This is a genomic window from Phytobacter sp. RSE-02 (genome assembly GCF_040578655.1).
Classification (GTDB): domain Bacteria; phylum Pseudomonadota; class Gammaproteobacteria; order Enterobacterales; family Enterobacteriaceae; genus Phytobacter; species Phytobacter diazotrophicus.
The window spans coordinates 1-833 of record NZ_JBEULY010000043.1 but is presented as its reverse complement, the minus strand read 5'-3'; the positions used below and the strand labels follow the sequence as shown (position 1 = coordinate 833).

Here is an 833-nt window from a genome sequence, read left to right as displayed (position 1 = left end):
CCCCCCGGTATTCCCGCCACCGGGCGCTTCGAACACAGCGCCCCCAACCAGCTCTGGCAGATGGATTTTAAAGGCCATTTTCCTTTTGCCGGTGGACGTTGCCACCCGCTCACCCTGCTGGATGACCATTCCCGGTTCTCACTCTGCCTCGCGCACTGCCCTGATGAACAGCTCACAACCGTCCGGCAACAGCTGATGAGGGTGTTTGAACGTTACGGTCTGCCGGAGCGGATGACGATGGATAACGGCGCGCCCTGGGGCGACACAACAGGAAGCTGGACCGCGCTGGAGCTGTGGCTGATGCGCCAGGGTATCCGGGTGGGGCATTCACGCCCTTACCATCCGCAGACGCAGGGCAAGCTGGAACGTTTTCACCGCAGCCTGAAGGCCGAAGTGCTGCAGGGCCGGTGGTTCACGGACGGCAGCCAGTTACAGCAGGTGTTCGATGACTGGCGCGCGGTCTACAACCTGGAGCGTCCGCACGAAGCGCTGGACATGGCGGTTCCGGCATCACGCTATCAGCCGTCATCAAGGCAGTACAACGGGGCGGTGCAGGCCCCGGAATACGATGAAGGGGTACAGGTAAGGAAGGTGGATGTGAACGGGAAGCTGAGCATAAAAGGGGTGAGTCTGAGCGCGGGGAAAGCATTCAGGGGCGAGTATGTGGGCCTGCGGGAAACGGCAGAGGACGGGTGTTATGAGGTGTGGTGGTACAGCACGAAAGTGGGGATGATCGACCTGAAAAAGAGGTCGATCATCATGGGTAAAGGGTGTTAAAAAGTGTTCACCATGTCTCCGAACACCTGTCTACCATGTCTCCGGACCGTACACCC

The 833-nt window shown here is 59.9% G+C and carries 1 protein-coding gene; it reads left to right on the top strand.

The features are described 5' to 3' along the window. Positions 1–777 (top strand): integrase core domain-containing protein (locus ABU190_RS27265; RefSeq protein WP_354692908.1); only part of this gene is annotated, 777 nt, incomplete at its 5' end. Positions 778–833 lie beyond the last annotated feature (56 nt).